The sequence below is a fragment of the Rhizobium sp. CC-YZS058 genome (assembly GCF_034720595.1).
In the GTDB taxonomy this organism is placed as follows: domain Bacteria; phylum Pseudomonadota; class Alphaproteobacteria; order Rhizobiales; family Rhizobiaceae; genus Ferranicluibacter.
The window spans coordinates 2,501-14,718 of the sequence record NZ_JAYESJ010000001.1; the positions used below are offsets into that span (position 1 = coordinate 2,501).

The following is a 12,218-nucleotide window of genomic DNA, read 5'->3' on the forward strand; positions in this document are numbered from 1 at the left end:
GTCTTCAAGAGAAAGACCACAGTTTGCAGGCTGCGTGAAACACGCGGTTCTGCCTGATCTTTATCCATTGTGAAGAGAAGATTGATCCGGATGGGCCTTGTGGCCCATGCCAGTCAAGGATCGTTGCGTGCTGAAGGGCGGAAGCTTTTTGGATGCGGAACGATCTGGTGGATGTTGCCTGACCGCGCATCCTCGGATTTGATCTCGAGAAGCTGGTCTTGAAGATCCGGCCTCGAAGTGCACCGGCGTGCCTTCGGATGAGGACCGGATCGAACACGTCGATGGCATCATTGAAGACGGCGGTTGTAAAAGGTAACCGCTGGTGTTCGTTCCTCGCCGATCGTTAGCGAGGAACGGTCTGTCCCGGCGCCCTGGAGGTGCCCGGATGGCCAGGTTTGGACTGCCCTTCGAGCGGAAGCGAGAAGGATAGCTTAGCCAAACCAGACAGATGATGAGCATTGGCAATGAGAACGATCAAGAGAAGTAAGGGCATTTGGTGGATGCCTTGGCATGCACAGGCGAAGAAGGACGTGATACGCTGCGATAAGCCGTGGGGAGCTGCGAATGAGCTTTGATCCATGGATCTCCGAATGGGGAAACCCACCTTGGATGCTTGGGAATCTGGCGCCGTTGGCGCGGACAATCGGAATTGGGCAGTCGGCAGTCGGGTTTGAAAATCCGATTGGCGAATGTCGATTGGCGATTGGCTGCGTCGACGAGGCGGCGCGAGGTTCCAAGCATCGAAACAAGGTATCTGACCTTCGAATACATAGGGGTTAGAAGCGAACGCAGGGAACTGAAACATCTAAGTACCTGCAGGAAAGGACATCAACCGAGACTCCGTTAGTAGTGGCGAGCGAACGCGGACCAGGCCAGTGGCGATTGAAGATAAAGCAGAACGCGTTGGAAAGCGCGGCCGGAGCGGGTGACAGCCCCGTATGCGGTGAGGCTTTGATCGTCCTTGAGTAAGGCGGGGCACGTGAAACCCTGTCTGAACATGGGGAGACCACTCTCCAAGCCTAAGTACTCGTGCATGACCGATAGCGAACAAGTACCGTGAGGGAAAGGTGAAAAGCACCCCGACAAGGGGAGTGAAAGAGAACCTGAAACCGGATGCCTACAAACAGTGGGAGGCCGCAAGGCTGACCGCGTACCTTTTGTATAATGGGTCAACGACTTAGTGTGACGAGCAAGCTTAAGCCGGTAGGTGGAGGCGCAGCGAAAGCGAGTCTGAACAGGGCGTTTGAGTTCGTCGCATTAGACCCGAAACCGAGTGATCTAGCCATGAGCAGGTTGAAGGTTGGGTAACACCAACTGGAGGACCGAACCCGCATCTGTTGCAATAGATTGGGATGACTTGTGGCTAGGGGTGAAAGGCCAATCAAACTCGGAGATAGCTGGTTCTCCGCGAAAACTATTTAGGTAGTGCGTCGATCGAATACCTCAGGGGGTAGAGCACTGAATGGGCTATGGGGACTCACCGTCTTACTGATCCTAATCAAACTCCGAATACCTGAGAGTACTAATCGGCAGACACACGGCGGGTGCTAACGTCCGTCGTGAAGAGGGCAACAACCCTGACCTCCATCTAAGGTCCCCAAGTCATGGCTAAGTGGGAAAGGATGTGAGACTCCCAAAACAACCAGGATGTTGGCTTAGAAGCAGCCATCATTTAAAGAAAGCGTAACAGCTCACTGGTCTAAATAAGGGGTTTTGCGCCGAAAATGTAACGGGGCTAAAGCCATGCACCGAAGCTGAGGCTGACGATCTTACGATCGTTGGGGTAGCGGAGCGTTCCGTAAGCCAGTGAAGGGAGACCCGTGAGGGCTCCTGGAGGTATCGGAAGTGCGAATGTTGACATGAGTAACGATAAAGAGGGTGAGAGACCCTCTCGCCGAAAGACCAAGGGTTCCTGCTTAAAGTTCATCTGAGCAGGGTTAGCCGGCCCCTAAGACGAGGCGGACACGCGTAGTCGATGGGAACCACGTTAATAATCGTGGGCCTGGTGGGAAGTGACGGATCGGGCAACTTGTGAGGGCTTATTGGATTGCGCCTTGCAGGGAACCGGTTCCAGGAAAGAGCCCCACCGTACAGACCGTACCCGAAACCGACACAGGTGGTCAGGTAGAGTATACCAAGGCGCTTGAGAGAACTGCGTTGAAGGAACTCGGCAAATTGCACGCGTAACTTCGGAAGAAGCGTGACCCCATTTTGGGCAACCAGGATGGGGTGGCACAGACCAGGGGGTAGCGACTGTTTATCAAAAACACAGGGCTCTGCGAAGTCTGTAAGACGACGTATAGGGTCTGACGCCTGCCCGGTGCTGGAAGGTTAAGAGGAGAGGTGCAAGCTTTGAATCGAAGCCCCAGTAAACGGCGGCCGTAACTATAACGGTCCTAAGGTAGCGAAATTCCTTGTCGGGTAAGTTCCGACCTGCACGAATGGCGTAACGACTTCCCCGCTGTCTCCAACGCAGACTCAGTGAAATTGAATTCCCCGTGAAGATGCGGGGTTCCTGCGGTCAGACGGAAAGACCCCGTGCACCTTTACTATAGCTTTACACTGGCATTCGTGTCGGCATGTGTAGGATAGGTGGTAGGCTTTGAAGCAGGGACGCCAGTTCCTGTGGAGCCATCCTTGAAATACCACCCTTATCGTCATGGATGTCTAACCGCGGTCCGTTATCCGGATCCGGGACAGTGTATGGTGGGTAGTTTGACTGGGGCGGTCGCCTCCGAAAGAGTAACGGAGGCGCGCGATGGTGGGCTCAGACCGGTCGGAAATCGGTCGTCGAGTGCAATGGCATAAGCCCGCCTGACTGCGAGACTGACAAGTCGAGCAGAGACGAAAGTCGGTCATAGTGATCCGGTGGTCCCGCGTGGAAGGGCCATCGCTCAACGGATAAAAGGTACGCCGGGGATAACAGGCTGATGACCCCCAAGAGTCCATATCGACGGGGTTGTTTGGCACCTCGATGTCGGCTCATCGCATCCTGGGGCTGGAGCAGGTCCCAAGGGTTTGGCTGTTCGCCAATTAAAGCGGTACGTGAGCTGGGTTCAGAACGTCGTGAGACAGTTCGGTCCCTATCTGCCGTGGGTGTAGGAATATTGACAGGATCTGTCCCTAGTACGAGAGGACCGGGATGGACATATCTCTGGTGGACCTGTTGTCCTGCCAAGGGCATAGCAGGGTAGCTATATATGGACGGGATAACCGCTGAAGGCATCTAAGCGGGAAACCCCCCTGAAAACGAGTATTCCCTGAAGAACCGTGGAAGACGACCACGTTGATAGGCCGGGTGTGGACGTGCAGCAATGCATGAAGCTTACCGGTACTAATCGTTCGTTCGATCTTGATCGTTCCCATTGCTTGTGCTCATCACCGCGCGCCGCGCGGCGATGATGCCATGTTATGTGCTCGCGCTGTCGCGGCCTTCGGCCGCTTCGCTGCGCACGGCGCGCCGGACGCCCGGCGGCTCGGCTCTGCCGGCTGCTGGAAAAATCCGGCACGCGCTTGCGGAGCCTCCAAACGGCTCCCTCGCCACTGCCATACCAACGACGTGTTCAAAACCAGCGATTGCCGACTGGCGAATACCCTATTCGCACTGCGCACTTCGCACTTCGCCCCAAATCCAGCTTCTCGAAAAACACTTGCCCTTAGCCGACCTGGTGGTCATCGCGGGGTTCCCCCACCCGTTCCCATTCCGAACACGGCCGTGAAACGCCCCAGCGCCTATGGTACTTCGTCTCAAGACGCGGGAGAGTCGGTCGCTGCCAGGTCTGCTAAGCGCAAGTCATCCAATCTTCTCATCACACATCCCCAAACCAATCCCATTCCGCGGGGTGGAGCAGCCCGGTAGCTCGTCAGGCTCATAACCTGAAGGCCGCAGGTTCAAATCCTGCCCCCGCAACCAAACACACCCAAAACACCAAAAGCCCCGTTCGCTCTCGCCGACGGGGCTTTCTTGCGTTCCAGGCAAAGCGGAAGGGGGCTTGTGGGGCGGAGGATGGAATCCGTTCCCAATGGGCACAACCCTGCGGAAAAGGACTTAACCTCGCCCGTCATCTGTGAGAAACCCGATTCGGTAAGATAGCCTTAACGAAGCCTCGGCACGCGAGGCGCATGGGAGGATGATATGAAGACGGTTCTGGTTTTGGGAACGACGCTCGGGCTTTTGCTCGGCGCGGCGGCGGCGCGGGCCGATGATCTGATGATCGCGGTCGCGGGGCCGTTGACCGGGCCTCTGGCGACGATCGGCGACCAGTTCAAGCAGGGCGCGCAGGCGGCGGCGGACGCGATCAACGCCAAGGGCGGCGTCCGGGGTCGCAAGATCGCGCTGCAGTTCGAGGACGATCAGTGCGATCCCAAGCAGGCGGTTTCCGTCGCCAACCGCATCGCCGCGGCCGGGATCCAGTTCGTCGACGGGCATGCCTGCTCGGGCTCGTCCATCCCCGCCTCTGCCGTCTACGCGGAAAACGCCACGCTGATGATGACCCCTGCCTCCTCGAATCCGGTTCTGACCGACGAGGCGGCCGCCAAAGAGTGGCCGAACATCATGCGGCTCTACACGCGCGACGATGCGCAGGGTGCGTTCATCGGGCCGTGGATCGCCAAGACCTATGCCGGCAAGAATGTCGCCGTGCTGCACGACAAGTCGGCCTATGGCCAGGGCGTCGCCGATGTCGTCCGCGCCTCCTTGAACGAGAACGGCCTGAAGGAAGTCATGGCCGAAGGCATCAATGCCGGCGAGAAGGATTACAACGTCCTCGTCACCAAGCTGAAGGAGGCCAAGGTCGATGTCGTCTATTTCGGCGGCTATCACCCGGAGGCCGGGCTGATCCTGCGTCAGGCAGCCGAGCAGGGCTACACGTTCCAGCTGATCATGCCGGATTCCATCTCCTCGCCGGAGTTCTGGCAGGTGGCAGGGCCGGCCGGCGAAGGCACGCTCTTCGTGTTCCCGTCTGACCCACAGGCGAAGCCGGAAGCCAAGGACGCGGTTGAGAAGATTAAGGCCGGCGGCTTCAAGCCAGAAGGCTTCACGCTCTTCTCCTATGCCGTCGTCCAGGCAATCGCCCAGGGCGTCGAGCGTGCGGGATCGGATGATCCGACCGAGGTCGCCAAGGCCTTGAAGAACGGCCAGCCTGTCGAGACGGTGGTCGGGAGCGTGATCTTTGATGAGAAGGGCGATTTGAAGAACGCCAGCTACGATATCAATCGCTGGAGCAACGGTTCCTACGCGCCGATCGCAAAGTAAGCGCCTCGGCTCGGCTGCAGCAGACTGCAGCCGAGCCGTCCCTATTGCGGCGTGAAGCCGACCAGCAGCGACTTGAGTTCGATCTCGCGCACGCGGCGCGCCGCCTCGTCCGGGCTGACCCAGGCGAGAATCCGCTGCCCTTTTTCCTTGAAGTCGTCCCGCGATTCCCGCACCTCGATCTGGAACAGATCGACGATGCAGGGCGCAACCTCGCCATTGTCGAAGAGCTTCAGGTAGGTGTAGTGGCCGACGGGCTTTCGCCGCACCTTGCCGCGCACACCCGCCTCCTGCCAGGCTTCGAGTGCCGCGGCCCTGTGCGGGGTCTTGCCTTTCATCGGCCAGCCCTTCGGCAGGATCCAGCGCCCGCTCTCCCGCGTGGTCACGAGAAGGATTTCGATCTCGGCTTCGCTCTTTTTATAGCGGAAGCACAAAGCACCATATTGCTGGCGAAAGGCGCCGGAAAAGAGCTTGTCGGGGTTTGCGGCCAGTTGCTTCAGCAAAGGCCGGTCGCGGCCCTTTTCGCCCTCGCGCGCCTTCTTCTTGCCGAAGGTCAATCCGGAAGGGAGCGACTCCATCATTTCCGTCGGCCTCCGCCGGAATTGGATGCATCTCCTCCAGTCCCCGACCGCAGCGGACGGGCGGAACGACATGTCAGTTCCGACCGGGAGAGAGTGCTGCCGTTCCCTCGTCCTGGCAAGCCCCCGCTGCAGGCCGCCCGCTCAGCCAAGCAGCGTGACCACGGCATAGATGAGGGCGGAAACGGCTGCCGCGGCGGGCATGGTGACGATCCAGGCAATGACGATGTTGCCCGCCAGTCCCCACTGCACGGCGGAGACGCGGCGCGCCGCGCCGACGCCGACGATGGCGCCGGTGATCGTATGGGTGGTGGAAACGGGAATGCCGAGCCAGGTGGCGCCGAACAGCGTCAGCGCGCCGCCTGTTTCGGCGCAGAACCCCTGCATCGGGTTGAGCCGGGTAATCTTCGAACCCATGGTGTGGACGATGCGCCAGCCGCCGAACAGGGTGCCGAGCGCCATGGCGGACTGGCAGGAGATGACCACCCAGAACGGAACGTAGAAGCTGTTGCCGAGATAGCCTTGGCTGAACAGCAGTACGGCGATGATGCCCATGGTCTTCTGCGCGTCATTGCCCCCATGCCCGAGCGAGTAGAGCGAGGCCGAGACGAACTGCATGACACGGAAGGTGCGGTCGACGGCAAAAGGCGTCTGGCGCACGAAGATCCACGATACGGCGAGGACGAGGACCAGCGCGAGCAGGAAGCCGATCAGCGGCGACAGGAAGATCGCCCCGAAGGTCTTGAGGAACCCTGCCCAGACGACGCCGTTAAAGCCCGCCTTCACGAGGCCTGCGCCGAGGAGGCCACCGACGAGAGCATGCGAGGAGCTGGAGGGAATGCCGAACACCCAGGTCACGATGTTCCAGGTGATGGCGCCCATGAGCGCGGCGAAGATGACCGCCGGGGAGACGATCGCAGGATCGATGATCCCCTTGCCCACGGTCTCGGCCACATGCAGGCCGAAGAACAGGAAGGCGATGAAATTGAAGAAGGCGGCCCAGGCCACGGCAAATTGCGGCCGCAGCACACGGGTCGAAACGATGGTGGCGATCGAATTGGCCGCATCATGCAGCCCATTCAGAAAATCGAAGAACAGCGCGACCCCGATGAGCGCGAAGAGCAGCGGCAGCGCCAGTGTCGCATCCATCAGACGTTCTCGATCACAATGCCGCTGATCTCGTTGGCGACATCCTCGAAGCGGTCGACGACCTTCTCCAGTTCGCCATAGATCTCGCTGCCGATCAGATAGGCCATGGCGTCCCCCTTGGCGCCGTGGTGGGTGAAGAGAGCCTTGAGGCCGAGATCATGCAATTCGTCGGAACGGCCTTCGACGCGGGTCACCGTTTCGGAAATCTGGGAAAGACGCTGCGCATTGGCGCCCACCTTGTCGAGCAGCGGGATGGCTTCCGCGATCAGATGAGCGGCCTTGACGATCTCGCCGCCCATTTCGCGCATCAGCGGGTCGAAGCTGCTCTGCTGGAAAAGGCGGATCGTCTTCACCGTCTTGTGCATCATGTCGATCGCGTCATCCATCGACTGGATGAGATCCTTGATATCGCCGCGATCGAAGGGCGTGATGAAGCTGCGACGCACGGCCAGAAGAACATCGCGGGTGATGGCGTCCGCCTGATCCTCGAGCGCGATGATCCGGTCGCAATTGCGCTCGACATCGCGGCCTTCGAGCAGCGCTGCCAGCGCCTCCGCCGCTTCCACAACGACGGCCGAGTGGGCGGCAAACATCTCGAAGAACCGCTCTTCACGCGGCATCAACTTGCGGAAAAGGCCCATCATGCGCGCAAACCCTTGCTCTCGGCACTGTCACAAAACTGTCATATAGGCGGCTAAGCGCCGCTGGGAAAGCCGAAAGTTCTGGGGATACAGGCTTTGCCTCGCTGCATCCTGCATGGATGGCGGAAGGCGCGGGGCGTTCCGCCAGGGGAGGGAGCCGAGGGCAGCTCGGTCCCCCTTGGTCCCTTAGTTCGAGGGAGCGCTCCAGCCCTGGGCCTCGTCGATCCAGACCTTGCCGCTCGCCTTGTCGAACAGGCAGAGCATCGTGCCGCGGGCACCCTTCATCGTCTTCTGCGGAAAGACGCCGCTGACGAGAACGGCGACCTTGCCGAGCGTGTCGTCGAACTGCACCGGACGGGACGCCTTGGGCGTCTTCAGGCCACTGGCCTTGGTGCAGGCGGCGGTCACTTTTCGGTCGAGCTCCGCCCAGGCGGCGTCCGAGGATGCATGGGCAGCGGTAACGGTCATTGCCAGGGGCAGGGCCAGCAGGAGAGTGCGCATGATGAGAGATCCCTCTGTTCGTCTTCCGTCGATTGCCCGCAGGGGCGTCGTGCGCTTCACAGGGGATTGTCTCGAAAGTGAGGCGCTTGCCTCCTGCACGGCACGTGACATGTTTAGGGGGGCGCCGCGTTGCTGTCGGCGGAGCATGGGCTGCGACTTGACGCCCGGCCGCGAAGAGGCGTGCATGCCCAGGCGAGGAGGAGACCTTCATGAAGAAGTTGATCAACGATCCGATCCATGTCGTGCGCGACATGCTGGAAGGAGTGGTGGCGCTGAACCCTGGCGCCGTTCTGCTCGCAGAGGAAAGCGTCGTCATCCGCTCAGACATCCCGGCTGCTGAGGCCCGCAAGGTCGCGGTGCTTTCCGGGGGCGGCAGTGGTCATGAGCCGGCGCATGCCGGCTATGTCGGGTCGGGTCTTTTGAGCGCTGCCGTGGCGGGGGATGTGTTCACCTCGCCCAGCACCGATGCCGTGCTCGCCGGCATCCGCGCGGTGGCCGGACCAGCCGGCGCCCTGCTGATCGTCAAGAACTATACCGGCGACCGCCTGAATTTCGGTCTTGCCGCAGAGCTGGCGCGAGCGGAAGGCATTCCGGTCGAGGTCGTGGTTGTTGCCGATGATGTGGCGCTGAGGGAGACGGTGCCCGCCGAACGCCGGCGGGGCATCGCCGGGACGGTGCTGATTCACAAGCTGGCCGGAGCCGCCGCCGAACAGGGTTTGCCCCTGGAAGCCGTTGCGGAGATCGCTCGAACGGCGGCTGCGGGCCTCGCCTCCATGGGCATTTCGCTCGGCGCCTGCACGCTGCCCGCCGTCGGCAAGCCGGGCTTCGTGCTCGGCGAGCAGGAGATCGAAGTGGGGCTCGGCATTCATGGCGAGCAGGGTGTACGGCGGATGCCGATCGCCCCGGCCGATGCCTTGGTCGGGCTTGTTCTGGACGCCATGCGGGAAGATGGGCGCCTTGCCGCCGGCAGCCATGTGGCGCTGCTGGTCAACGGGCTCGGGGCAACGCCGCTGATGGAACTGGCGATCGTCGCGCGCGCTGCGCTGGCCTGGCTGGCAACGGCGGGCGTGGTCGTCGAGCGGGCCTGGGCGGGCACCTTTCTGTCCGCCTTGGACATGCCTGGCTTCTCGCTTTCCGTCCTGCCGGTCGACGATGCTGCTCTGGCGCGTCTTGATGCGCCAACGCAGGCGCCGGCCTGGCCGCGCGGCGGCGCGCTCAACCCGATGCCGAGACTGGCGCCACTGCCTGCCCAACCGGCTCCGCCGAAAGGCGGCTCGATCTCACCGGCCGGCGCGCAGCTCCATTCCATTGCCCGCACGGTTGCCCAGGCTCTGATCGAGGCCGAGCCGGAGCTGACCGAACTCGACAGCGTCACCGGCGACGGCGATCTCGGCGCCAGCATGACGCGGGCCGGGGAGGCTATTCTTGCCTTGGGGAAAGACGCCTTTCCCACGGTGCCGGACGGGCTTCTGGCTGTGGCGGCGACGTTGCGCCGGGCGATCGGCGGCAGTTCGGGCCCGTTCTACGCAACCGGCTTGATGCGCGCTGCCCGCGCACTCCCGCAGGATGAGGCACCGTCCGCGAGAGACCTTGCCCGCGCCTTTGCCGCAGCCGTGGACGCCATCTCCGAGCTCGGCGGTGCAAGGCTCGGGGATCGCACCATGGTCGATGGGCTGCGCCCGGCCGCCGAAGCCTTCATCTCTGCGCTTGACCGCGGCGCCGCGCCCGGCGCTGCCTGGGCAGCGGCCGTGGAGGCGGGACGCGCCGGCGCCGAATCGACCGCGTCGATGAAACCGCGGCTTGGCCGCGCGAGCTATCTGGGCGACCGCGCCCTTGGACATGCGGATGCGGGCGCTGTGGCGGTGAGCATCTGGCTCGCGGCGATCGGCCGGGCTGGAGCGCGGTGAAGATCGCGACCTACAATGTGAACGGCATCAATGGCCGGCTGCCGATCCTGCTCCGCTGGCTCGGCGAGGCCAAGCCCGACATCGTCTGCCTTCAGGAGTTGAAGGCTGCGGGCGAAAACTTCCCGCGCCTAGCTTTGGAGAAAGCCGGCTATGGAGCGGTCTGGCTGGGCCAGAAGTCCTGGAACGGGGTGGCCATCCTTGCCCGCGATCAGGAGCCGCTGGAAACGCGGCGTGGGTTGCCCGGCGATCCCGAGGACCAGGAGAGCCGTTACATCGAGGCGGCAGTACAGGGCGTTCTGATCGGCTGCCTCTATCTGCCCAACGGCAATCCGGCGCCGGGCCCGAAGTTTCGCGCCAAGCTGCGGTGGTTCGAGCGGCTTCAGGCCTACGCGGCCGAGATTTTGGCGCTGGAGGTGCCGGTGGCGCTCATCGGTGACTTCAACGTCATGCCGACCGATCTCGATGTCTACAAGCCGGAGCGCTGGCGTGACGACGCGCTGTTTCGCCCGGAGGTCCGCAAAGCCTATGCGAGGCTGCTGGCCCAGGGATGGACCGACGCGCTGCGCCATCTTCATCCGGACGAGCGGATCTACACGTTCTGGAATTATCTGAGAAACAGCTATGCCCGCGATGCGGGGCTACGCATCGACCACCTGCTGCTCAGCCCTGATCTGGCGCCGTCCCTGCGTGCGGCGGGGGTCGATCGAACCGTCAGAGGCTGGGCCAAGTCCAGCGACCATGCGCCGGTGTGGATCGAGATCGATTGACGCCGGGTTGGCCGGTCCGCCAGCCCCGGAAACGCGAAAGGCCCGGCAATGCCGGGCCCATGCGGTCCAAACAACGCTGATCAGTGCTTGTGCTCGGGCATGTCCTTGAGCTGGTCCTTGGTCCAGCTCGTGACGGCATGCACGTCGCCGGATTCGTCGCGCATGAAATCGAGGTCGCTCAGCGGGACAGCGACGGGCTTTGCGCCGATGCCGAGGAAACCGCCGACATCGATGATGGCCTTGCTGCCGAAGCCGGAGCCATGGACATGGTCCACCTTGCCGACCTTGTGGTCGTCCGCTCCATAAACGGTGGCACCCTCGAGTACGGCCGGGGTCAGCTCGGTTTCGGTCAGGCGAACATGTTTGCTATGATCCATTGTCGTTTCCTCCTTTTCTTGGTTAGCGGATACGCAACGCCTCACCGGCTTCTTCTGTTCCACCTTTCGCTCAGCCCGTCTTCACGTCGATGCGACGGCGGACGAGGGGGATGATGAACGCTGGAGCGATCGCACCAACGCGTCGATCGTCATCCGCAGCCGCATCGGCATGTAGTCTCGGTCCGGCCAGACCAGCGATGTCTCGATCTCGCTCGCGCCTTCGTCGACAAGCAGGGGCACGAGGCGGCCGCTGGCGAGCGGCTCCTCGATCAGCCAGTCGGGAAGATGGGCGATGCCCATGCCGGCCAGCGCCGCATCGACGATGGCTTCCAGATTGTCGAACTTCAGCCGCCAGCTCACCCGGCAGTCGAAAGGCGTTCCGTCCGGCCGGCGCAGTTGCCAGGGAAAGACCTGGTTGTTGCGCCAGTAGACCAGAGCCTCGTGCTCGCTGAGGTCTGCGCTGCTGCCGGGCGCTCCGCGACGCTCGAGATAGGATGGCGCGGCGCAGATGATTTTCTTCTGACGGGTCAGCTTGCGCATGCGCAGGCCCGCCCCGGCAACGATCGGCCCTTGCCGGACTGCCAGGTCGAAGCCTTCGCCGATCACATCGACGACGAGATCGCTGAAGCGCAGGTCGAGCTCCAGCTTCGGATGCCTGGCGGCAAGCCGCATCAGGATCGGCGCGATCCGGTGGCGGCCGAAGAGGACCGGCATGGAAATGCGCAGCGCGCCGATGACCTCGCTCTTGCCGGATTCGAGCAGAGCCTGGCCAGCATGCAGCTCGTGCAGCGCCCGCTGGCAGCGCTCGTAATAGGCCTGCCCATCCTCCGTCAGGCTCAGCGCCCGCGTGGTGCGCTGGAAAAGCCGGACGCCCAGCCGCGCCTCCAGCCGCGCGATCGCCTTGCCCACGGCCGAGCGGGACAGGGCAAGCCGCTCGCCGGCCCGGGCGAAGCCGCCTGCCTCCACGGTTTCGATGAACACCGCCAAACCCTCGAACCGATCGCGCATCACGCCTCATTGTAGAATTGGACGCCCAGGATCTGGGAA

Annotated in this window: 9 protein-coding genes, 1 tRNA gene and 2 rRNA genes; 6 read left to right on the forward strand and 6 right to left on the reverse strand. The window is 62.3% G+C overall.

The annotated features are described in order from the left end of the window. Positions 1 to 472: 472 nt before the first annotated feature. From U8330_RS00020 to U8330_RS00035, 4 genes are all read left to right on the forward strand, one after another. Positions 473 to 3,360: ribosomal RNA gene (locus U8330_RS00020) — 23S ribosomal RNA — on the forward strand. Positions 3,361 to 3,664: 304 nt separating this feature from the next. After that, positions 3,665 to 3,779: ribosomal RNA gene (gene rrf / locus U8330_RS00025) — 5S ribosomal RNA — on the forward strand. 57 nt (positions 3,780 to 3,836) lie between these two features. After that, positions 3,837 to 3,913: transfer RNA gene (locus U8330_RS00030), tRNA-Met, on the forward strand. Positions 3,914 to 4,135: 222 nt separating this feature from the next. Further along, the gene (locus U8330_RS00035; protein ID WP_323103003.1) at positions 4,136 to 5,254 is read left to right on the forward strand and encodes a branched-chain amino acid ABC transporter substrate-binding protein; all 1,119 of its coding nucleotides are present in this window, start codon (positions 4,136 to 4,138) and stop codon (positions 5,252 to 5,254) included. A 41-nt stretch (positions 5,255 to 5,295) separates the two neighbouring features. Here U8330_RS00035 and U8330_RS00040 read toward each other — a convergent pair whose 3' ends face one another. The 4 genes from U8330_RS00040 to U8330_RS00055 form a co-directional block, all read right to left on the reverse strand. After that, a complete protein-coding gene (locus U8330_RS00040) occupies positions 5,296 to 5,832 on the reverse strand; it encodes an NUDIX hydrolase (protein WP_416236780.1) in 537 nt (178 codons plus the stop codon). 141 nt (positions 5,833 to 5,973) lie between these two features. Next, positions 5,974 to 6,978 (reverse strand): inorganic phosphate transporter, encoded by a 1,005-nt coding sequence (locus tag U8330_RS00045; RefSeq protein WP_323103004.1) that lies wholly within the window; start codon positions 6,976 to 6,978, stop codon positions 5,974 to 5,976. Then, positions 6,978 to 7,622, reverse strand: coding sequence for a DUF47 domain-containing protein (locus U8330_RS00050; RefSeq protein WP_323103005.1), 645 nt, complete (start codon positions 7,620 to 7,622; stop codon positions 6,978 to 6,980). The genes U8330_RS00045 and U8330_RS00050 overlap by 1 nt, the downstream gene beginning before the upstream one ends. A 183-nt stretch (positions 7,623 to 7,805) precedes the next feature. Then, positions 7,806 to 8,120, reverse strand: a complete 315-nt coding sequence (locus tag U8330_RS00055; RefSeq protein WP_323103006.1) for a hypothetical protein — start codon at positions 8,118 to 8,120, stop codon at positions 7,806 to 7,808. A 209-nt stretch (positions 8,121 to 8,329) separates the two neighbouring features. Between U8330_RS00055 and U8330_RS00060 the strand changes: the two genes are divergently transcribed. Next, positions 8,330 to 10,027 carry a dihydroxyacetone kinase family protein gene (locus U8330_RS00060; protein ID WP_323103008.1) on the forward strand — a complete coding sequence of 566 codons (1,698 nt, stop codon included), beginning with the start codon at positions 8,330 to 8,332 and terminating at the stop codon, positions 10,025 to 10,027. After that, positions 10,024 to 10,794 (forward strand): exodeoxyribonuclease III, encoded by a 771-nt coding sequence (gene xth / locus U8330_RS00065; protein WP_323103010.1) that lies wholly within the window; start codon positions 10,024 to 10,026, stop codon positions 10,792 to 10,794. The genes U8330_RS00060 and xth overlap by 4 nt, the downstream gene beginning before the upstream one ends. An 80-nt stretch (positions 10,795 to 10,874) precedes the next feature. Here the strand turns inward: xth and U8330_RS00070 are convergent, their stop codons facing one another. Continuing rightward, the gene (locus U8330_RS00070; RefSeq protein WP_323103012.1) at positions 10,875 to 11,171 is read right to left on the reverse strand and encodes a PRC-barrel domain-containing protein; all 297 of its coding nucleotides are present in this window, start codon (positions 11,169 to 11,171) and stop codon (positions 10,875 to 10,877) included. Positions 11,172 to 11,252: 81 nt separating this feature from the next. Beyond that, positions 11,253 to 12,179 carry a LysR family transcriptional regulator gene (locus U8330_RS00075; protein WP_323103014.1) on the reverse strand — a complete coding sequence of 309 codons (927 nt, stop codon included), beginning with the start codon at positions 12,177 to 12,179 and terminating at the stop codon, positions 11,253 to 11,255. Between the last annotated feature and the right edge of the window lie 39 nt (positions 12,180 to 12,218).